1 protein-coding gene is annotated in these 1,389 nt (G+C 63.4%); it reads right to left on the bottom strand.

Annotated features, from left to right (window positions below):
• Positions 1-70: 70 nt before the first annotated feature.
• Complete coding sequence (locus NFX52_RS30120) at positions 71-1,336, bottom strand: IS256 family transposase (protein ID WP_055401320.1); 1,266 nt, start codon at positions 1,334-1,336, stop codon at positions 71-73.
• Between the last annotated feature and the right edge of the window lie 53 nt (positions 1,337-1,389).

Here is a 1,389-nt window from a genome sequence, read left to right as displayed (position 1 = left end):
GGGCCTGTCCGAATTTCTGTGTGTGAGGCTCGTTGAGCCTTCACCGATTTCGTGAAGGCGGTGGGGGATCCTACGACACCGGTCTGGTGAATCGATCTTCGTAGAGGATTGCGAACTGGTTCATGGCGGCTTTCCAGTGGTGAGTCGGTCGGGTCCAGTCCTCGGTGATGTTGCGCAGCGCCAGCCAGATCAGCTTGGTGGCCGAGTCATCGCTGGGGAAGTGCCCGCGTGTCTTGATGATCTTGCGCAGCCGTGCGTTCACGCTCTCGATGGCGTTGGTCGTGTAGATCACGCGCCGGACCTCGGGTGGAAAGGCGAAGAAGGGAATGACCTTGTCCCAGGCCCGTCGCCACGCGCTGACGACCGTGGGGAACTTCTGGCCCCAGGGACCGGCTTCAAACGCGTCCAGCTCGCTCTCAGCGGCCTCTGCGCTCACCGCCGTGTAGATCGGCTTGATGGCCGCGGCCAGCGCCTTGCGGTCTTTCCAGGCCGCGAAGTCCAGGCTGTTGCGGATCAGGTGCACGATGCAGGTCTGCAGCGTCGTGGCCGGGAACACCGCGCCCAGCGCCTCTGGCATGCCTTTGAGGCCGTCGGTGACGGCGATCAGGATGTCGTTGACCCCACGGGTCTTCAGATCGTTGAAGACCTTCATCCAGAACTTGGCGCCCTCGGTGTTCTCGATCCAGATCCCGAGGATGTCGCGCGTGCCGTCTGGCAGCACGCCCAGCGCCAGGTACACGGCCTTGGAACGCACCACGGCATCCTCGCGAATCTTGACGCGCAGCGCGTCGAAGAACACCACCGGGTACATCGGCTCCAGAGGGCGCGTCTGCCAGGCCGTGATCTCGCTCATCACCTCGTCCGTGACGCGGCTGATGAGGTCGGGCGAGACGTCCACCGCGTACATCTCGGCCAGGTAGCCCTGAATCTCGCGCACAGTCATGCCGCGGGCGTACATGGCCAGGATCTTGTCGTCAAAGCCCGTGAAGCGCCGCTCGTGCTTGCCGATCAGCTGCGGCTCGAACGTGCCCTCGCGGTCGCGTGGAACGTCGATGCGAAGCGCACCAACGTCGGTCAAGACGGTCTTCGTGCTCTTGCCGTTGCGGTGATTGGTGGCCGCCCCTTCGGGCTTGGCCTGGCCGGGTGCGTAGCCCAGGTGATGGCTCATCTCCGCGCCCAGGGCGCGCTCCATCACAGCCTTCTTGAACTGCTGGAAGATGTTCTCCAGCTCGGCCGGCGTCACCGGCCCAGGGATCAACTGCTCAAGCGCTGCGGCTGAGAATTGCGGCTGCGCCGTATTGCCCGTAGGGGCTTCTGTTTTCTTCTTGCGTGGCATTCATGCTCCAAGTCGACATGCTATGCCTCACACACAAACTTTCTGACACTCCC

The sequence above is a fragment of the Acidovorax facilis genome (assembly GCF_023913775.1).
GTDB lineage: Bacteria > Pseudomonadota > Gammaproteobacteria > Burkholderiales > Burkholderiaceae_C > Acidovorax > Acidovorax facilis.
This window is presented reverse-complemented; position numbering and strand designations above follow the sequence as displayed.